17 protein-coding genes and 1 pseudogene are annotated in these 18,930 nt (G+C 64.7%); 8 read left to right on the top strand and 10 right to left on the bottom strand.

The window, feature by feature from the left end:
* Positions 1–39: 39 nt before the first annotated feature.
* The 5 genes from ACZ46S_RS12465 to hemE are packed head-to-tail and all read right to left on the bottom strand — an operon-like array spanning position 40 to position 3,787.
* Positions 40–657 carry a LysE family translocator gene (locus ACZ46S_RS12465; protein WP_464061976.1) on the bottom strand — a complete coding sequence of 206 codons (618 nt, stop codon included), beginning with the start codon at positions 655–657 and terminating at the stop codon, positions 40–42.
* Entirely contained in the window at positions 654–1,103 is a 450-nt protein-coding gene (hemJ, locus tag ACZ46S_RS12470) for a protoporphyrinogen oxidase HemJ (RefSeq protein WP_464061977.1), read from the bottom strand. The genes ACZ46S_RS12465 and hemJ overlap by 4 nt, the downstream gene beginning before the upstream one ends.
* Positions 1,100–1,759: an HAD family hydrolase gene (locus tag ACZ46S_RS12475; protein WP_464061978.1), complete on the bottom strand. Its 660-nt coding sequence runs from the start codon at positions 1,757–1,759 to the stop codon at positions 1,100–1,102. The genes hemJ and ACZ46S_RS12475 overlap by 4 nt, the downstream gene beginning before the upstream one ends.
* Positions 1,749–2,780 carry a ferrochelatase gene (gene hemH, locus ACZ46S_RS12480; protein WP_464061979.1) on the bottom strand — a complete coding sequence of 344 codons (1,032 nt, stop codon included), beginning with the start codon at positions 2,778–2,780 and terminating at the stop codon, positions 1,749–1,751. The genes ACZ46S_RS12475 and hemH overlap by 11 nt, the downstream gene beginning before the upstream one ends.
* On the bottom strand, positions 2,777–3,787 hold the full coding sequence (hemE, locus tag ACZ46S_RS12485; RefSeq protein WP_464061980.1) for a uroporphyrinogen decarboxylase: 1,011 nt from the start codon (positions 3,785–3,787) through the stop codon (positions 2,777–2,779). Before hemE ends, hemH begins: the two co-directional genes overlap by 4 nt.
* Before the next feature lie 283 nt (positions 3,788–4,070).
* On the opposite strand from hemE, the gene ACZ46S_RS12490 reads away from it, so the two are divergent.
* From ACZ46S_RS12490 to holA, 5 genes are all read left to right on the top strand, one after another.
* Entirely contained in the window at positions 4,071–4,934 is an 864-nt protein-coding gene (locus ACZ46S_RS12490; protein ID WP_295742091.1) for a pyruvate, water dikinase regulatory protein, read from the top strand.
* Positions 4,935–5,129: 195 nt separating this feature from the next.
* Positions 5,130–5,909 (top strand): SDR family oxidoreductase, encoded by a 780-nt coding sequence (locus ACZ46S_RS12495; RefSeq protein ID WP_464061981.1) that lies wholly within the window; start codon positions 5,130–5,132, stop codon positions 5,907–5,909.
* A 161-nt stretch (positions 5,910–6,070) separates the two neighbouring features.
* Positions 6,071–8,632 carry a leucine--tRNA ligase gene (gene leuS / locus ACZ46S_RS12500; protein WP_464061982.1) on the top strand — a complete coding sequence of 854 codons (2,562 nt, stop codon included), beginning with the start codon at positions 6,071–6,073 and terminating at the stop codon, positions 8,630–8,632.
* On the top strand, positions 8,616–9,128 hold the full coding sequence (locus ACZ46S_RS12505) for an LPS assembly lipoprotein LptE (protein WP_464061983.1): 513 nt from the start codon (positions 8,616–8,618) through the stop codon (positions 9,126–9,128). Before leuS ends, ACZ46S_RS12505 begins: the two co-directional genes overlap by 17 nt.
* Positions 9,125–10,135: a DNA polymerase III subunit delta gene (gene holA / locus ACZ46S_RS12510; protein ID WP_464061984.1), complete on the top strand. Its 1,011-nt coding sequence runs from the start codon at positions 9,125–9,127 to the stop codon at positions 10,133–10,135. The genes ACZ46S_RS12505 and holA overlap by 4 nt, the downstream gene beginning before the upstream one ends.
* 195 nt (positions 10,136–10,330) lie before the next feature.
* On the opposite strand, the gene ACZ46S_RS12515 is transcribed toward holA, so the two are convergent.
* The 5 genes and pseudogenes from ACZ46S_RS12515 to mnmG all read right to left on the bottom strand — a co-directional run bounded on the left by ACZ46S_RS12515 (position 10,331) and on the right by mnmG (position 16,411).
* A complete protein-coding gene (locus ACZ46S_RS12515; protein ID WP_464061985.1) occupies positions 10,331–12,226 on the bottom strand; it encodes a methyl-accepting chemotaxis protein in 1,896 nt (631 codons plus the stop codon).
* 251 nt (positions 12,227–12,477) lie between these two features.
* On the bottom strand, positions 12,478–13,356 hold the full coding sequence (locus tag ACZ46S_RS12520) for a ParB/RepB/Spo0J family partition protein (protein WP_295742108.1): 879 nt from the start codon (positions 13,354–13,356) through the stop codon (positions 12,478–12,480).
* A pseudogene (locus tag ACZ46S_RS12525) lies at positions 13,353–14,149 on the bottom strand (ParA family protein). Before ACZ46S_RS12525 ends, ACZ46S_RS12520 begins: the two are co-directional and overlap by 4 nt.
* Complete coding sequence (rsmG, locus tag ACZ46S_RS12530) at positions 14,133–14,705, bottom strand: 16S rRNA (guanine(527)-N(7))-methyltransferase RsmG (protein WP_464061986.1); 573 nt, start codon at positions 14,703–14,705, stop codon at positions 14,133–14,135. Before rsmG ends, ACZ46S_RS12525 begins: the two are co-directional and overlap by 17 nt.
* Positions 14,702–16,411: a tRNA uridine-5-carboxymethylaminomethyl(34) synthesis enzyme MnmG gene (mnmG, locus tag ACZ46S_RS12535; RefSeq protein ID WP_464061987.1), complete on the bottom strand. Its 1,710-nt coding sequence runs from the start codon at positions 16,409–16,411 to the stop codon at positions 14,702–14,704. Before mnmG ends, rsmG begins: the two co-directional genes overlap by 4 nt.
* Before the next feature lie 212 nt (positions 16,412–16,623).
* Between mnmG and ACZ46S_RS12540 the strand changes: the two genes are divergently transcribed.
* Genes ACZ46S_RS12540 through ACZ46S_RS12550 form a run of 3 tightly spaced genes read left to right on the top strand, consistent with a single transcriptional unit; the run spans position 16,624 to position 18,929 of the window.
* Positions 16,624–17,220, top strand: a complete 597-nt coding sequence (locus ACZ46S_RS12540) for a DUF1285 domain-containing protein (RefSeq protein WP_464061988.1) — start codon at positions 16,624–16,626, stop codon at positions 17,218–17,220.
* A gap of 18 nt (positions 17,221–17,238) precedes the next feature.
* Positions 17,239–17,796 carry an NUDIX hydrolase gene (locus ACZ46S_RS12545; protein WP_295742123.1) on the top strand — a complete coding sequence of 186 codons (558 nt, stop codon included), beginning with the start codon at positions 17,239–17,241 and terminating at the stop codon, positions 17,794–17,796.
* Positions 17,797–17,846: 50 nt separating this feature from the next.
* Positions 17,847–18,929: a CCA tRNA nucleotidyltransferase gene (locus ACZ46S_RS12550; RefSeq protein WP_464064286.1), complete on the top strand. Its 1,083-nt coding sequence runs from the start codon at positions 17,847–17,849 to the stop codon at positions 18,927–18,929.
* Position 18,930: the final 1 nt, after the last annotated feature.

An 18,930-nucleotide genomic window follows, 5' to 3' on the forward strand; every position in this document is an offset into this window, starting at 1 on the left:
AACACCGTTCCCAATCCCCCAAGCCTCTTGTCAAGAACACTACAATTTAGAAAAAGCCAGCTTAAACCCAAAGAGAATAAAAACCCCTCCAGCCACGCGATCAAGCCACGCAATCACCCCAGGCCGCTGCAGCCCCCGCCGCACCCGCGCCGCCGCCTCGATCAAAACCGTGAACCAAACCAAGCTCAGCGCCACATGGATCAGCACCAGGCAGAGAATATCCGCCCCCAACGCCGCCCCCGCCGGAATAAATTGCGGCAGGAAGCTGACATAAAACACCCCCACCTTGGGGTTCAGCAGATTGGTGAACAGCCCGCGCCGGAAGGCCTGGCCGTGCAAATCCTGCCCCTGGCCCAAAAGCTGGCGCGGATGCCGCAATAATTTCACACCCATCACCAGAAGATAGGCCGCACCTGCATATTTCACCACATCATAGGCCAAAGGCGAGGCCCGCAGCAGCGCCCCCAGCCCCAACGCCACCGCCGCCCCCCATAGCAGGCAACCCAGCGAGATCCCAAACGCAGCCGCCCGCGCCGGTCGCTTTCCCCCGGTCGCGCAGGCCCGCAGCACCATCGCCGTATCCACCCCCGGCGTCAGCGTCAGCAAGGACGCCGCCAGGATGAAGGCCAGCAGCAGCGGCGGGCTGAACGAGATCAAGGTTTCACCACCACGGCGATGATGATGACGATGAACAATATCGTCGGCACCTCATTGGCGATGCGGTAAAACCGCTCCGGCCGGCGATTTGAATCATTCAGAAAATCCCGGCGCCAGCGCGAGCAGGCGCCATGAAACCCGAACATCAGCACCAGGGCTACGATCTTCGTCCACCACCAGCCAGCACTCCAGCTCACCGCCCCCGGTGTCAGCACCAGCAGCACGCCGAAAATGAAGGTGGAGATCATCGCCGGATTGATGATCTGTTTCAGCAAACGCCGTTCCATTACCTTGAACCGTTCGGATTCAACCGATCCGGCCTTGGTCTGGCAATGATACACATAGAGCCGGGGCAGATAGAACATGCCCGCCATCCAGGCGGTGAAGCTCATGATATGCAGCGCCAGAAACCATTTGAAAAATGGCAGCAGAACCGGAAAGCTCACGCCAGCACCTCGAAAATCTGCTCCAGCCGGCTGAACACCCGCACCGAGCCCTCGGCCAGAAGCTTCGCGCCATCGCCATGCGGATCATAGCCGTAAGCGACCATGCCCGCCGCCACCGCGGCGCGCGTGCCCAGCACGCTATCCTCCAGAACGATGCAGCGCTCCGGCGCGATTTTCGCATCAGCGGCGGCTTCCAGAAACACATCCGGCGCCGGCTTCGCCCGCCCGCCGCGCGCGATCACCCGGCCCGCGGAAATGCAGCGCCCGGCGGTGATCTCGGACAAGCCGGTGCGGGCGAATTTCACCGCCATCTCCTCATCGGAAGAGTTGGAGGCAATGCGCCAGTCAAATCCCAGCGCATTCACCTTCTCCAGCATCGCATCCGCGCCGGGAATCAGCTCCGCCTCCTCCTTCAACACCTCAATCAGCTGGTCCGCCATCGTGCGCCGCCATTCCGGCGGCAGCGTGATCCCCAGCCTGGCTTCGATCTTCGGCTGCATATCGCCGATATTCATGCCGAGAAATTGCCGCATGGATTCGTCCGCATCCATCGCCCAGCCCAGCCGGGTCATCTCCTGCGCCACCACCCGGTTGGCCACGGTCTCGCTATCGATCAGCACGCCGTCGCAATCGAAAATAATCAAATCAGGACGCACGCTGTCTCTCCCAGGGGCAATCCTTATGCGCCGCCCCGCAGCGCCCGCCTTCCTTGCACAGGCCGGTTTCCCCCGCCCGCCGCACCAGCCCGGCCACGGACGCGATGAAGGCCGGATCGTCGTTCGCCACCCGCGCCCGCACATAAAGCGGCACCTTGTTTTCCTCGGCCAGATGCCGGTTCTCGATATCCAGCTCCACCAGGGTCTCGATATGGTCGGAGACGAACGCAATCGGCACCACCACCAGCCCGACACCATCCCGCCCCGCCTGCTCGATCGCCTGGATCGTGCTCGGCTCCAGCCATTTCTGCGGCGTCGCCCGGGATTGGTAGCAGACCAGATGTTCAACCCCCATATCCGCCAGCCGCGCCATCACCCCGGCCGTGGTGCCTTCCACCTGCGCCTGATACGGATCGCCCGCCTTCACGATGCTCTCCGGCAGCCCATGCGCCGAAAACAGCACCCGCAATCTCAAATCCGGCCGCTGCGCCCGCGCGGTCTCGATCGCCTCGCGCACCATCGAAGCCGTCGCCTCGATATAGGCAGGATCGTCGAACCAGCAGCATAAAGTCGTCACCGGGGCGATCAGCCCGGCCTTCGCCGCCGCCTCGCGCCAGTCGCTCAGCGAGGAGCCGGTGGTGGTGGTGGAAAATTGCGGATAGAGCGGCAGCAGCAGCACCCTCTCCGGCGCCCAATCCTTCACCTCGCGCACCGTCTCCGCCGCGAACGGGTGCCAATAGCGCATGGCGATGAAACAGCGATATTCATCGCCCAGCGCCGCCTCCAACGCCCTGGCCTGCTTCTGCGTCAGCGCCAGCAGCGGCGAGCGCCCGCCCATCAGCTGATAATTCTCATAAGCCGCCTTGGCGGAGGAGCGCGCGATCAGCCGCGAGAGCCAGACCCGGATGAACCAGGGGGCGCGGATGATCGCCTTGTCGGAAAACAGATTGACCCGGAAGGGCTTGATCGCCTCCGGCCGGTCCGGACCGCCCAGATTGAACAGGACGATCGCGGTTTTCATCTTGCTGCCCTCACCTTTTCCACCAGCCTCGCCACATGCGCCTCCGGGACATCCGGGGTGATGCCATGGCCGAGATTAAGGATATGTGGATGCCCCTTCACCTGCGCAAGCAGCGCGTCCACCGCCTCATCCAGCGCGTCACCGCCCAGTTTCAGCAGCAGCGGGTCGAGATTGCCCTGGAAGATCGTCCCTGGCGGGCAAGCCGCCCGCGCCTCGGCCAGGCCGGTGACGCTATCCAGCGCCACCACATCCACCCCGCTCTCGCGCGCATATTCGCCCAGCATCAGCCCGGCCAGGCGCGGAAACCCGATAATCTTCAACCCCGGATGCAACGCCCGCAGCCCCTCGCAGATGCGCCGCGCCGGGCGGATCACCAGCTCGCGGAACTGCGCGGGGGGAAACAGCCCCGCCCAGCTCTCGAACAGCATCACGCAATGCGCCCCGGCCTGCACCTGGGCGGAAAGATATTCAATGCTCGCCTCGGCCAATAGATCCACAAGCTGGCGCACGAAACCCGGCCGCTCATAAGCCAGCTGCCTGGTGCGCGGAAAGCCGCCGCCCTGGCCATCCAGCATATAGCAGGCCACCGTCGCCGGCCCGCCGGCGAAGCCGATCAGCCCCGTCTCTTTCGGCAGAGAGGCGCTGAGCCGGCTCACCGTCTCGATGACGGGCGCATAGACCGAGGCCGCCTTGCCCGGCTGCAGCAGGCTCAGATCCTCCAGCGGCGGCATACGCGGCCCTTCCCCCTCGGCGAAGCGCAGCCCCTGCCCCAGCGCCATCGGCAGGATCAGGATATCGGAAAACAAGATCGCCGCGTCGAACCCGAATTTACGGATCGGCTGCAGCGTCACCTCCTCGGCCAGTGCCGGATTCAGGCAGAGCGAGATGAAATCCCCCGCCTTCGCCCGCGTCGCCCGGTATTCCGGCAGATAGCGCCCGGCCTGGCGCATCAGCCAGAGCGGCGGCGGCCAGACCTCATGTCCTCCCAGGACTTCACGGAATTTCATGCCCACCGCCTAAACCTAATCTTTATTTATTTAAAGGGAGAGTCGTAGTGATAGTACCCTGTGGATAACGGGGGTTAAGGCTCTTGGAGTCGCAATCCACAAACTTATCCACAGCAGGAAACCAGCGCTAAGGCTCTGTTTTTTACATATCCCCAGCACTTATGCACAATCTGCACAGGGATGGTTTGAGTCTCATCCCCCGTTTCCCGGTTTTCCCGGTTTATCCCCACAATCCGGAAAATCGGGCGAGCCAAGCCGAGTTATCCACGCTATGAACAGCATTATGGACAGTGATAAGCTCGATATACATCTGATATCCGACGCCACTGGGGATACTTTGACCGCCCTGGCCCGCGCCGCCGTGGCGCAGTTCGATGAAAGCCGCGTCTCCTATCATCGCTGGTCGCTCATCCGCTCGCGGCTGCAACTGCACCGCGTGCTGGAGGGGATCGAGGCGGATCCCGGCCCGGTGCTCTGCTCGCTGGTGGATGACGCGCTGCGCCATGAGCTGGACGCCGCCTGTGCCCGGCTCGGCGTGCCGCTTCTGCATGTGCTGGACCCGCTGATGGACATGCTGCAAACCCATTTCGGCGCCCCCGCCAAGCATAAGCCAGGCCGCCAATATGTGCTGGATGCGGATTATTTCCGCCGGATCGATGCCATGCATTTCGTCATCTCGCATGATGACGGCCAGGCCAATCGCGGGGTGAGCGAGGCGGATGTGGTGCTGGTCGGCGTCTCGCGCTCCTCCAAAACCCCCACCTGCTTCTACCTCGCCAATCGCGGCATCAAGGCGCTGAACGTACCTTTGGTGCCCAACACGCCGCTGCCCAAGGAGCTGGAAAACCCGTCCTGCCCGATCATCGGCCTGACCATCGACCCGAAATCCCTCATCGATATCCGCCGCCACCGGCTGAAACTGATCGGCAGCAACGAAATCTTCGGCCGGGTCGACAGCTCCGATTACGTCGACCAGGATTCGGTGGAAAAAGAGCTGATCTGGGCAAGGCGCCTGTGCAATGAGCGCGGCTGGCCGACCATCGACGTCACCCGCCGCTCGATCGAGGAGACCTCGGCGACGGTGCTGAAGCTGATGGAAAACTGGCATAATAAGCGCGCCGCCGCCGCGGCTGAAAATGCCCAGTAAAGCCTGAAAATCGCGATGAGATGAAAGTCCAGGGCGATGCGCCGGTTCCTTGCCGGCCGATCTAGAGCTTTTAGCTGAAGGCTCTAGCTTTTGTTTTGCGAGCAATTTCATGTGTTTAAGTCGCCGCTGCGGCGTCAACCTCAACACATATCGCTCTGACTGATAGAAAGCCGCATCGCATTGGAGAATTTCGTCATGGATCTTGGTCTTCAGTCCCGCACCGCCCTGGTCTGCGCCGCCAGCGCCGGGCTTGGCCGCGCCAGCGCCCTCGCCCTCGCCCAGGCCGGCGTGGCGGTGACCATCACCGGCCGCAATGAGGAAAAACTGGCCGCCGCCGCCAAGGAGCTGGCCGAGGCCAGCGGCGCCAAAATCAGCTTCGCCGCCGGGGACATCACCACCCCGGAAGGCCGCGCCGCCGCCCTTTCTGTCTGCCCCAGCCCGGATATTCTGGTGAATAATGCCGGCGGCCCGCCCGCCGGGGATTTCCGCGATTTCTCCGATCAGGATTGGCAGGACGCGCTGAATGCCAATTTGCTCACCCCGATCGCTTTGATCAAAGCCGTGATCGACCCGATGATCGAGCGCAAATGGGGCCGTATCGTCAACATCACCTCCGGCTCGGTGAAGGCGCCGATCCCGCATCTGGGCCTCTCCAACACCGCCCGCACCGGCCTCACCGGCTTCATCGCCGGGCTGTCGCGCCAGGTCGCCCAGCATAATGTGATCATCAACAATCTGCTCCCCGGCGCGTTCGACACCGACCGGCTGCAGAAACTGGCCAAGGTTGAGGCCGAAAAGAGCGGCAAGAGCATCGAGGAGGTGGTGAAATCCCGCGCCGCCGGCCTGCCCACCCGTCGCGTTGGTCAGCCCGAGGAGTTCGGGGCGATGTGCGCGTTCCTGTGCTCGCAATATGCGGGCTATATCGTCGGTCAGAACATCCTGATGGATGGCGGCAACATCAACAGCACGCTTTAAACGAAGGTTTTTTTCAGCCTTTTTGACCCTTAGAAGGCGGGCCGATTCAGACAACGCAGCTTAGCTGCGTTGTCATCGGGCCGCTTGTCGCCCCAAAAACTTTTGCTCCTCTGGGTCCTAGCCCTTTCCGGGTCTAAGCCCCAGGGATAAACAGACGCACCATGTCTGAAACCGAACCCACGCGCTATGATTTCTCCACCGCCGAGCCGCATTGGCAGGCGCAGTGGGAGGCCCAATCCTGCTTCAAGGCGGAAGACGTTCCCGCCGAGGGCAAGCCCAAATATTATGTGCTGGAGATGTTCCCCTACCCGTCGGGGAAAATCCATATGGGCCATGTGCGCAATTACACCCTCGGTGACGTGGTCGCCCGCTACAAGCGCGCCCAGGGCTTCGCCGTTTTGCACCCGATGGGCTGGGACGCGTTCGGCCTGCCCGCCGAAAACGCCGCCCGCGAAAACAAGGCCAACCCGGCGGACTGGACCTACAGGAACATCGCCAATATGCGCGCCGAGCTGAAGCGCATGGGCTTCTCGCTGGACTGGAGCCGCGAATTCGCCACCTGCGATCCCGAATATTACGGCCAGCAGCAGAAGCTGTTCCTGGATTTCTGGAAAGCCGGCCTGGTCGAGCGGCGCGACGCCTCGGTCAACTGGGACCCGGTGGACATGACCGTGCTCGCCAATGAGCAGGTGATCGATGGGCGGGGCTGGCGCTCCGGCGCGCTGGTGGAGAAGAAGAAACTCTCCCAATGGTTCCTGAAAATCACCGATGCCGCGCAGGATCTGCTGGACGGGCTGAACAGCCTGGAGCGCTGGCCGGAGCGGGTGAAGCTGATGCAGGAAAACTGGATCGGCCATTCCCAGGGCGCTGAGGTCAGCTTCAAGCTGGCGGATGGGTCGGACAACATCACCGTCTATACCACCCGCCCGGATACGCTGTTCGGCATGTCCTTCCTGGCCATCGCGGCGGAACATCCCATCGCCAGCCTGGTTGCCCAGAGCAACCCGGAAGCCGCCGCCTTCATCGCCGAATGCGCCAGCCAGGGCACCTCCGAGGCCGCCATCGAGGCCGCCGAGAAGCGCGGCTTCGATACCGGCCTGAAAGTCATCAACCCGCTCACCGGCCAGGAGCACCCGGTCTGGATCGCCAATTTCGTGCTGATGGAATACGGCACCGGCGCCATCTTCGGCTGCCCCTGCGGCGACCAGCGGGATCTGGATTTCGCCCGTAAATATAACCTGCCGGTGCCGGTGGTGGTCTCGCCCGACAAGGACAGCACCCCCGAGATCGGCAATAAGGCGCTGGATGGCGATGGCTTCATCGTCAATTCCGGCTTCCTCACCGGCCTGACCACCAAGGAGGCCAAGCCCCGCGCCATCGCGGAGCTGGAGGCGCGCGGCTTTGGCAAGGCGGTGCAGAATTGGCGCCTGCGCGATTGGGGCATTTCCCGCCAGCGCTATTGGGGCTGCCCGATCCCGGTGATCCATTGCGAGGCCTGCGGCGCGCAGCCAGTGCCGGCGGACCAGCTCCCCGTCACCCTGCCGGCGGATGTCAGCTTCGAGACGCCCGGCAACCCGCTGGACCATCACCCGAGCTGGCGCCACGTGAACTGCCCCGCCTGCGGCAAGGCAGCGACGCGCGAGACCGACACCTTCGATACTTTTATCGACAGCTCCTGGTATTTCGCCCGCTTCACCGCCCCGCGCGCCACGACGCCCACGGTGGCGGCGGCCGCGAAGGCCTGGCTGCCGGTGGACCAGTATGTCGGCGGCATCGAGCACGCGATTTTGCATCTGCTCTATGCCCGCTTCTTCACCCGCGCCATGCACAAGACCGGCCATCTGGCGGTGGACGAACCCTTCGCCGGGCTGTTCACCCAGGGCATGGTCACGCATGAATCCTACAAGGATGAAAACGGCGCCTGGCTCTACCCGGACGAGATCACCCGCACCGCCGATGGCGCGGTGCTGAAAGCCACGGGCGCGCCGGTGACGGTGGGCCGGGTGGAGAAAATGTCCAAATCCAAGCGCAACACCGTGGACCCGGGGGCCATTGTCGGCCGCTTCGGGGCGGATACGGCGCGCTGGTTCGTGCTCTCTGACAATCCGCCCGAGCGCGACGTGGAATGGACCGAAAACGGCGTGCAGGGCTCTTTCCGCTTCCTGCAGCGCCTGGCGCGTGTGGGTGAGGAGATCGCCAAATCCGGCAACGCGCAGGTGGAGGGCTATGGTCCCGAGGCGAAGAAGCTGCGCCAGCTGGCGCACCGTTCTATCGAGGCCGTGACCCAGGCGCTGGAAAGCTTCGCCTTCAACCTCGCCGTGGCGCGGCTCTATGAGCTGCTGAACGCCGTCGCCACCCCGGCCGAAGGGGCGGATATGCAGGCGGCGCGCTTCGAGGCGATGGAGATATTGGTGCGCCTCGCCAGCCCGCTGGTGCCGCATCTGGCCGAGCATCTCTTCGCCAGGCTGCGCCCCGGCGCCGGTCTGGCCGCCCAGCAGCCCTGGCCGAAGGCCGACCCGGCTTTGCTGGTGGTGGATGAGCTCACCGTCGCGGTGCAGGTGAATGGCAAGCTGCGCGGCACCATATTGGTGCCGGCGGGGGCGGGCGAGGATGTCGCCATCCCGCTTGCCAAGGAGGCCGTGGCGGGCACTATAGGCACGCAGACCATCGTCAAGCAGATCTACGTCCCAGGTAGGATCGTGAATTTTGTCGTCAAACCGTAAAGCCTTCGCCGCCCTCGCCCTGCTCGCCCTCTCCGGCTGCGGTTTCACGCCGCTTTATGGCGGGGCGCAGGGGGCGGCCGCCAGCGACAAGCTCGATAGCGTGTTCGTGCAGAACCTGCCCGAGCGCACCGGGCAGATGCTGCGGCTGAGCCTGCAGCAGCATCTCTACACGGATGGCCAGCCGGTGGCCGAGCATTACCTGCTCGCGGTGAATTACAGCATCGGCCAGACCGGCGAAGGCGTGCAGCAGGACAGCTCCACCAGCCGCACCCGCTTTGACGCGCGGGCGAGCTGGACGCTTTCCCCCATCGGCCATCCCGAACAGGTTCTGGCCTCCGGCAATGCCATCGCCGCGGATGCGCTGAACGTGATCGACCAGCAATATTTCGCCGCCAATCTGGAAACCGCCAAGGTGAACCAGACGCTGTCCGACGAGATTGCCGAGCAGATCACCGTGCAGCTCGCCGCCTGGTTCCGCACCCATCCTGCTGCATGAAGCTTGAAGCCAGCCGGGTCGAGGCGTTTCTGAAGGCGCCCAATGCCCGCCTGGTGCTGCTGCACGGGCCGGATGCCGGGCTGGTGGCGGAACGCGGGCTGGCTCTGGCGCGCAGCGTGCCGGGTGCGCTGAATGACCCGTTCCGCTTCGCCGAGCTTTCCAACCCCAGCCCGGACACGCTGCTGGCGGAGGCGACGGCGGCCTCGCTTGGCGGCGGAGAGCGCGTCGTGCGGGTGCGGGACGCGCATGAGCCGCTAACAAAATCGTTAGAATCACTAACTAAGTCGCCGCCCGACGCGCTGGTGATTCTGGAAGCCGGGGAGCTGACGGCGAAATCCAAGCTGCGCGGTCTGGCGGAAAAAGCGCCTGGGATTGTCAGCATCGCCTGCTATGCCATCGATGCCGGGCGCTTGCCGCACGTGATCACGGCGCGGCTGCGGGCCCAGGGGGTCAGCATCGACCAGGACGCCGCCGCCTGGGCCGCGCAAAATCTCTCCGGCGAGGAAGGCCCGCTCGGCCAGGCGCTGGAAATTCTGGTGCTCTATGCCGGGGCGGAAAAGCGGCTTTCTCTGGCGGATGTGTCGTCATTGCTGGCGGATGGCGGCGAAACTTCGGTGGGCGATGCGATCGACGCGGCGCTGACCGGCGATCTGGCGGCGACGGATAAGGCGCTGAGCCTGGCTTATGAGGAAGGCGCCTCGCCGGTGGCGCTGGTGCGGGTGCTGCTCTCGGAACTGTCCAAGCTGCGGCTGGCGGCGAGCGCCATGGCGCAAGGGGCTTCGGCGCAGGAGGCGATGGCCGGCATGCGCCCGCCGGTATTTTTCAAGCGCCAGCCGGTGGTGCAGAAAATGCTAAGGCTCTGGCCGCTGCGCGCGGTTGAGCAGGCCTTGCAGGCGGCGCTGGCGGCGGAAATCGCCTGCAAGACCACCCATATCCCTGACGATGATTATTGCCGCCAGACCTTGCTGGCCCTGGCCAGCCGGGCGCGCTCGGCCGGCCGGCAATAAGGCGTGACCCGCCCCGGCGCGCTTGGCCGGGCCGGGGACGCGAAGAGGCTGTTTGAAAAGCCACTCTGGCGGCCGCCAAGCGGCGATTTGCTGCGCTCCGGTGCTCACGTACCTCAAGTACGCTGCGCTCCAGTGCTCGCAAATCACCACTTGACGACTCACCATAGCGACTTTTGAAACAGCCTCTAAACTGCTCTAACTATGTACTTCGCCCGGAAGCGGGCGGAAATTCCCGGTGAGGATTTTGGCCTGGGCCTGTCCCTCTGGTTTTCCCCTTGCCGGTTGGGCGGTTTTTCCAGGTGCGGCGGTGATGTTGAACTGGGCGATCAACTGGTCCAGCTGCCCGGCATTCTCCGCCAAGGCGTGGCAGGCGGCGGTGCTTTCCTCGACCATGGCCGCGTTTTGCTGGGTGACCTGATCCATCTGCCCCATCGCCGCGTTCACTTCCGCCAGCCCCATCGATTGCTGGGTGGCGGAGCTGGAAATCTTTTTCACCATCTGATTCAGCTCCGCCACCTGGGTGACGATTTCGGCCAGCGCCGTCCCCGTTTCGCCCACCAGCCGCACGCCGGTTTCCACTTGCGCGCCGGAGGTCGAGATCAGCGTTTTAATCTCCTTCGCGGCTTCGGCGGAGCGTTGCGCCAGCGCCCGGACTTCGGTGGCGACCACGGCAAAACCCCGCCCCGCTTCGCCGGCGCGCGCCGCCTCAACCCCGGCATTCAGCGCCAGCAAATTGGTCTGGAAGGCGATTTCGTCGATCACGCCGATAATATTGCCGATCTGCCCGGATGAGGCTTCGATCTCGGTCATCGCTTCCACGGCATTGCGCATCACCGTTCCGGATTGGCTGGCCTTGTCATGCGCCTGGCCGACCACACGCAGCACGCGCTCCGCATCCTCGGCGGTTTCCTTCACGGTACGGGTGACGCCATCCAGCGCCGCGACGGTTTCCTCCAGCGCCGCCGCCTGATGTTCCGTCCGGCGGGAAAGATCGTCCGCCGCCTCCATCATTTCCGCCGTGCCGGCCCGGACATTGCCGACACTTTCGCCGACCGCCGCCATGGTGGCGCGCAATTGCTTCAGCGCGGCGTTGAAATCCGCGCGCAGGGATTCGTAATCGGCGGCGAAGACGGTATCGAGCGTCTGTGACAAATCCCCTGCCGCCAGCCGGCTCAGCCCGCCGCCGAGCCCGGCGATCACCGCCGATTGCTCGGCGGCGCGGCGTGCGGCCTCGGCCTCGGCGAGACGGTGCGTTTCCTCGGCCTGGCGCCGGATGGTTTCGGCCTCCGCTTCCAGCTTTCGCTTCTCGATGGCGTCGGCTTTGAAACTGGTGAGGGAGGTCGCCATGATGCCGAGCTCGTCATGCCGGTCGGTGGCGGGGATCTTGGTGTTGAGATCGCCGGCGGAAATCCGCTTCATCGCCTGGCTCAACCCGGTCAGCAGCCCGGAGATTTGCCGGCGCGCCGCAAATACCGCGACAAGGTACAGGCCCAGCAAGGGCAGGAATATGGCCGAGAGCGTGAGCAGATGGGAGATCATCATGCTGTCGACATCGTCGATATAGACGCCGGTGCCGACCACCCAATGCCATTCCGGCACCAGGAGCAGGGAGCTCATTTTAGGTTCCGGCGTCGCGCCGGCGGTGCGGGGCCAGACATAATGCGCGAAATAGACATGGCCCTCGATGGCCTGACGGAACATCTCGGGATTGAACAGCTTGCCCTTGGCGTCCGGCACGTTCATCCGGTTTTTGCCGATCAAGGATTTGAACGGAATCTGCAGCATCACGCCGTTGGTGTCATAGACGAAAATATAATTCGTCGAATCATAGCGGATGGCCCCGATGGCGGCCAACGCGGCTTTCTGTGCCTCTGGCGTGGTCATGCTGCCAGCCTTGGCCAGACCGACATAATATTCGGCGATGCTGGCCGCGGCCTCATCCATGGAGCGGATCTGGAATTTTTTCTCAGCCATCTCGGCATTGTAGGATTGGCGCAGAGAGACGGCGGTGCCGGAGACCATCAGCAGCAATGCAAAGGCAGAGAGCAGGTTGAACTGCCAGGTAATGGAGAGGCGGCGCAGAAATGACATGTCCAGTTCCTTCAAGCATGGTCGCGGCGCGGCGTGGGCGCAGACGGAGCATGACGGAACAGGCTTAAAAATCTGTTTAGAGCGGCTTCATGGCTTTGGCGGGGCGATGTTCCACGTGGAACATAGGGGCTTGGGTGGTGGTCGATGTTCCACGTGGAACATAGGAGGCTGGATGGGATGGAGATGTTCCACGTGGAACATAGGAGGTCGCCGGGCGGGCCGATGTTCCACGTGGAACATCGGCGGCGGCGTCAGTTGTTCAGCAACGCCAGGACGGTATCGAGCTGGTCGAGGTCCGAATAATGCAGGATCAGGGCGCCGCCCTGGCCATTGAATTTGACCTCAACTTTGAGGCCGAGTTTTTCGGACAGGCTGTCCGCCAGCGCGGCGATTTCCGCATTATCGCCGGTCGGCCGAGGGGCGCGGGTGGTTTCCTTGGGCGCGATGGACTGGCCGAGATTTTTCACCAGCGCCTCGGTCTGGCGTACCGAGAGGCCGCGCTTGACCACATCGTTGGCGGCTTTCACCGGGTCCGGATGCGCCATCAGCGCCTTGGCGTGGCCGGTGGAAATCTCGCCGTCCCGCAGCAGCCATTGCACCTGCGGCGGCAAGGAGAGCAGGCGCATGACATTGGTGATGTGCGAGCGGGATTTGCCGACGGCCTCGCCCAGCTTGTCATGGCTCAACTTGAACTCATCGGTGAGGCGCTTATAGCCCTCGGCCTCTTCCACGGGGTTGAGGTTTTCGCGCTGAAGGTTTTCCACCAGCCCGGCGGCCATGGCGTCCGCGTCCGACAGATCGCGCACCAGCACCGGCACTTCATGCAGCTTGGCGCGCTGGGAAGCGCGCCAGCGGCGCTCGCCGGCGATGATCTGGTAATGGCCGGCGACACCAGGCTTCGGGCGGACCAGAAGCGGCTGCAGAATGCCGCGCTGGGCGATGGAATCCGCCAGCTCCTGCAAAGCGGTTTCGTCCATTTCCTGGCGCGGCTGGAAGGGGCTGGGTTCCAGCATTTCAACCGGCAGGCGCTGCACGCCCGGCGCGTTCGGGCTGGCGGGCACCGCGACGGCATCGCCCATCAGGGCGGCCAGGCCCCTTGCCAGAGGTTTGCGTGTTTCCTTGCCGCTCATGCCAACTCCTTCCGTGCGCGCGCCCGGCGCAAAAATTCCGCCGCCAGGGACAAATAAGCCTGCGCCCCGGTGGAGCGGAAATCATAAAGCAGGACCGGGATGCCGTGGGAAGGGGCTTCGGTGATGCGGATATTGCGGGGGATGGCGGTTTCGAAGACCTTGTCTTTGAAATAGGTGCGGACATCGCCGCTGACCTGTTCGGAGAGGTTGTTGCGGCGGTCCGTCATGGTCAGCACGATGCCCTCGATTTCGAGTCTCGGGTTGAGGCTGCGCTTGACCATTTCCACCGAGCGCATCAGCTGCGAGATGCCTTCCAGCGCGAAGAACTCCGCCTGCAGCGGGACCAGTACGGCATCCGCCGCGGTGAGGGCGTTGAGGGTGAGCAGAGCCAGGCCGGGCGGGCAATCGATGAAGACGATGTCTGCATCGCAGCCTTTGGCCAGCGCGTCCGTGAGCAGGAAGTTGCGGCGCTCATGGGCGCTGAATTCCATATCCGCCCCCATCAGATCCGCGACGGCGGGGACCACTGAGAGGTTTTCGACATTGGTGGGGACGATGGAGTCCGCGAGGCTGACATCCCCGGCCAGCAGCGCGTAGCTGCCGCCATTGCGGGCCTCATGCTCGATGCCAAGGCCGGTGGAGGCGTTGCCTTGCGGGTCGATATCGACCAGCAGCACTTTCAGCCCCCCACCGCCAGCGCGGCGGCGAGGTTGATGGCGGTGGTGGTTTTGCCGACCCCGCCTTTCTGGTTGGCGATGGCGATGATGCGCGGTTTTTTATGCGGCTCCGGCATGGCGGATCTGGCTCACTTTCAGGATGCAGCTTTCGCCCCAGTCCGGGGCGGAAATATGGTCTGTTTCCATGTGCCAGAGGGGGGCGGCGAGCGTCAATTCAACTTCCACGCCTTTGCCTTTCGGGAACAGGCAAAACCCCTCGGGTTTCAGCAAAGGCGCCGCCAGGCCCAGCAATTTATCCAAGGGCGCCAAGGCTCTGGCGGTGATGAGGGACGCGGGTTCGACACGGGCGGCTTCGATGCGGCAATTGTGAATTTTTGCCGGTGCGCCGGTCTGGCGCGCGGCTTCCATCAGGAAGGCGGCCTTGCGGGAATCTGATTCGATCAGCTCGAACGGGACATTGCTGGCGATGCACAGCACCATGCCGGGGAAGCCGCCGCCGGAGCCGAGATCGATGGCGCGGTCGAGGTCTTTCGGCAGATAGGGAAGCAGGCGCAGAGAGTCCCGGATATGCCGGTCCCAGACATGGTTCAGGTCCGATTTGGAGACCAGGTTGATTTTCGGCGACCATTTCAGCACCAGATCGGCGAAGGCGCGGAGCTTGTCCTCATTCATGCGGCGCGGCCGGCCTTGCGCAGGGCGCCGAAGATGGCGCCCAGGGCGGCGGGGGTCATCGCCTCGATGCGGCCGGCGGCGGCGAGGGTTTGCGGGCGGGTGCGTTGCAGTTTTTCCCGCAGCTCGGCGGAGAGGCCGCCAATGGCGCTGTAGTCGAACGCCTCGGGGATTTTCACCGCCTCGTCTTTTTCGCGGGAGCGGATTTCGGAATTCTGCCGGGCGATATAGCCGGCATAGAGCAGGTCCGCGCGCAGGATATTGGCCGCCCTGCCCTCGCCTTCCGGCTTATTGTTGAAGCCGGCGATTTCGGCTTGCAGCGCGGCGAAGGCGGCTTCGCGTTCGCTGCCGACGCAGCCCCAATCCAGGCCTTTCTGGGTCAGGCGCAGCTCGGCATTGTCGGCGCGCAGCAGCAGCCGGTATTCGGCGCGGGAGGTGAACATGCGGTAGGGCTCGGTCACGCCTTGCGTCACCAGATCGTCGATCAGCACGCCGATATAGGCATCGGCGCGGGAGAGCTGAACCGCGTCCGCCCCCCCTGCCCGGCGCGCGGCATTCAGCCCGGCGATGAGGCCCTGGGCGCCGGCTTCCTCATAGCCGGTGGTGCCGTTGATCTGGCCGGCGAGATAGAGGCCGGGGAGCGCTTTCAGCGCCAAAGCGTGGTCCAGGGCGCGGGGGTCGACATAGTCATATTCCACCGCGTAGCCGGGGCGCAGGATTTTGGCTTGTTCCAACCCTGGAATGGTTTTGATCATCGCCTCCTGCACGGCCAGAGGCAGCGAGGTGGAGATGCCGTTCGGGTAGATCGTATCGTCATCCAGACCTTCCGGCTCCAGGAAGATCTGATGGCCGGGTTTTTCGGCGAAGCGCACCACCTTGTCCTCGATCGAGGGGCAATAGCGCGGGCCGCGCCCGGCGATGTTGCCGCCATAGACCGCGGATTGGTGCAGATTGTCGCGGATCACCTGATGCGTCGCCTCGGTGGTGCCGGTGATGCGGCAGGAGATTTGCGGGTTGGTGATGCGATCCGTGAGCGCGGAGAAGGGTTCCGGCGGGTTTTCGCCTCGATCCTCCGGCAGGCTCTCCCAATCGATGCTGGATTTGGAAAGCCGCGCCGGGGTGCCGGTTTTCAGGCGGCCCAAAGGCAGAGCCAGGCGGTGCAAATCCGCCGCCAGGGCGCGGGAGGGGGCGTCGTCCACCCGCCCGCCGGGCTGCATGACGGGGCCGAAATGCAGCACGCCGTTGAGGAAGGTGCCGGTGGTGAGCACGGCGGCGGCGCAGGTGAGGCGCGCGCCGGAGGCGAGTTTGATGCCGGTGAGGATGCCCTCGCGCGTTTCCAGACCGGCAGCCTCACCTTCCAAAATGGTAAGGTTGGGTTGTGCGGCGAGCAGGGCCTGGATGGCGGCGCGGTAGAGCTTGCGGTCCGCCTGGGCGCGGGGGCCGCGCACGGCGGGGCCCTTGCCGCGATTCAGCAATTTGAAATGGATGCAGGCGGCGTCTGCGGCTTTGCCCATCAGCCCGTCCAGCGCGTCGATCTCGCGGACGAGATGGCCCTTGCCGATGCCGCCGATGGCGGGGTTGCAGGACATCTCCCCGATGCGCGCGGCGCTTTGGGTGATCAGGGCGGTGCGGGCGCCGAAACGCGCCGCGGCGGCGGCGGCCTCGGTACCGGCATGGCCGCCGCCTATGACGATGACATCGTAATCCATGCGCGGGGTTTAGCGAGTTTGCCTGAAAAACGCCAAGGCTTTCAAAGCCGCAAGAAAGTTTTGGGGTCGAATAAATTAAGGATTCATCAGATTGGCGCTGCGATCATGCGGAGATGTGTCTATTTCGTCGCGAAAAGGCTTGCCGGCGCGCTTGCCTCTTTGATCCGTTCCAGATGCAACCTATATCCGCTGGGAGAGAGGAGTGTGGTCAGGTGACGTATGAGGTGAAAGGGGGGCTGCGGCAGGGTGTGAGCGAGAGTGCGTCCGCACGTCCCATCGCCGATTGCGGGGATTTGCCCTTTCTGATCCGCCGCGACGGAACCTGGCTGTATAAAGGCAGCCCGATTACCCGCAAGCCGATGGTCTGCCTGTTTTCCACCGTGCTGACGCGCGACGAGGAGGGCCAGTATATTCTGCAGACGCCGGCCGAGCGCGGCAGGATCGAGGTGGAGGATGTGCCGTTCCTGGCGGTGGAGCTGCAATGGAGCGGCGAAGGCCCGGCGCAGAGCCTGTGTTTTCGCACCAATGTCGATCAATGCGTGACGGCGGGGCCTGAGCATCGCATCCGCATCGCGCATGATTTGCTCAGTTGCGAGCCGACGCCCTATCTTCATATCCGCGATGGCAAAGGCAGATACCCGATCGAGGCGCGGATCAACCGCGCCACCTATTATGAGCTGGTGGCGCTGGCGGAGCCTGGCATCGTCAAGGGCCGCAAGGTCATGGGGGTGTGGAGCGAGGGGGTGTTCTTCCCGCTCGGCGATCTGCCGAATTGCTGTTCCGATGCGGAGTGCGATCTGGACGAGTGAGATCCGGGCGGTGTGGCGATGAAGGCCGCGCAGCTGAGACGGGCTTTTCCTGAAAATCTGGGCTTTAACGCGCTGGCTTTGGGGCGGTTGCGCCCGGCCGCGGTGCTGGTGGCGCTGGAGCCGGGGCGGGGTGTGTGGCTGACGCGGCGCAGCCGGCGGATGAGCACCCATGCCGGGCAGGTTTCGTTTCCGGGCGGCAAGATCGACGGGATCGGCGAGACGCCGGTGCAGGCCGCCTTGCGCGAGGCGCAGGAGGAGATCGGGCTCGATCCGGCCCAGGTGGAGCTGCTGGGGCGGCTGCATGACCATGCGACCGGGACCGGGTTTCACATCACCCCGATTGTCGGGCTGGTGCCCGAGGGGGTGGCGCTGCGCCCGGCCGATGACGAGGTGGAGGAGATTTTCGCCCTGCCCTTTTCCGTGTTGCTGAACGAGGATTACCCGCTGCGCCGGCAGGCGATGTGGCGCGGGCGGGAGGGCGCGTTCTGGGTGTGGCCGCATCCGGACCATGTGATCTGGGGGGCGACGGCGGAGATTTTGCGGTTGCTGGCGCTGCGGCTGCGGGGGGTGGCGTGATCGATCTGCCGGGCCTGGCGCAGCTTTGGGCGGCGCTGCCGGAGGCGCGGATGGTGGGCGGCGCGGTGCGCGACATGCTGGCCGGGCGGGCGGTGGCGGATGTGGATATGGCCTCGCCGCTGGCGCCGGAGGAGGTGATGAGGCGGGCCAGGGCGGCGGGGTTGAAGGCGGTGCCGACCGGGCTGGCGCATGGGACCGTGACGGTGGTGGCGGCGGGGCATGGGTTTGAGGTGACGACGCTGCGCCGCGATGTGGAGACGGATGGGCGGCATGCGGTGGTGGCCTTTACCGATGATTGGCGCGCGGACGCGGCGCGGCGGGATTTCACGATCAATGCGATGAGCTGCACGCAAGCCGGCGAGCTGTTCGATTATTTCGGCGGACAGCAGGATCTGGCGGCGGGGGTGGTGCGGTTTGTCGGCGAGGCGGCGGCGCGGGTGGCGGAGGATTATCTGCGGATTTTGCGGTTTTTCCGGTTCTTTGCGCGCTATGGGCGCGGCGCGGCGGATGCGGCGGCGCTGGCGGCGATTGCCCAGGGGCGCGAGGGGCTGAAACAGCTTTCGGCGGAGCGTGTGTGGAGCGAGGTGAAGAAGATTTTGGCCGCCCCTGCCCCGCTGCGCGCCGTGGAGCTGATGGGCGAGACCGGGGTGCTGGATGTGGTGCTGCCGGGGGCCAGGGTTGAGCGTTTGGCGGCGCTGCTGGGGCGGGGGGCGCCGGTGGAGCCGTTATTGCGGGTGGCGGCGCTGAGCGATGAGGATCTGGCGAAGCGGCTGAAGCTGAGCGGGGCGGAGGCGGCGCGTTTGGCGGCGTGGCGCTTGCCGTTGGGGGTTCGGCCGGGGGATGACGATGCGGCGTTGCGCCGGGCGTTGGCGGTGGCCGGGCATGAGGCGCTGACGGGGCGCAGCTGGCTGCAAGGCGGGGATGGGCCGGATTGGGACAGGCTGCGGGGGCGGCTGGCGGCGATGGCGCGGCCGGTATTTCCGTTGCAGGGGCGCGATCTGGCTGGGGTGGTGGAGGCCGGGCCGCGCATGGGTGAGGTGCTGGCGGCGGTGCGGGCCTGGTGGCTGGAAAGCGGGTGTGTGGCGGATAAGGATGCGTGTTTGGCTTTTGCCGAGACGCTACCCAAACCCTGAG

It is taken from the genome of Acidocella aluminiidurans, assembly GCF_055383125.1.